Source organism: Desulfocurvus sp. DL1XJH-121 (assembly GCF_054819825.1).
In genome coordinates, this window is sequence record NZ_JBTVWW010000205.1 from 1 (window position 1) to 237 (window position 237).

Here is a 237-nt window from a genome sequence, read left to right on the forward strand (position 1 = left end):
GGCGACATCCGGCCGCCTGCACACCCCGCAGGAGATGAACGATGAACTATGTCGATGGCTTCCTCGTACCGGTACCCACCGCCAAGCGCGAGCGCTACATCGAGGTGGCGCGCAAGGCCGCGGCGATGTTCAGGGAATACGGCGCGCTCGGCGTCGTGGAGTGCTGGGGCAACGACGTGCCCGAGGGCAAGGTGACCTCCTTCCCGATGGCGGTGAAGCTCAAGGAGGACGAAACCG

At 65.8% G+C, this 237-nt stretch carries 1 protein-coding gene; it reads left to right on the forward strand.

The genetic code is table 11. From position 1 onward, the window contains the following. Positions 1–41: 41 nt before the first annotated feature. Positions 42–237 (forward strand): DUF1428 domain-containing protein (locus tag ACYYG1_RS17890; RefSeq protein ID WP_461211680.1); only part of this gene is annotated, 196 nt, incomplete at its 3' end.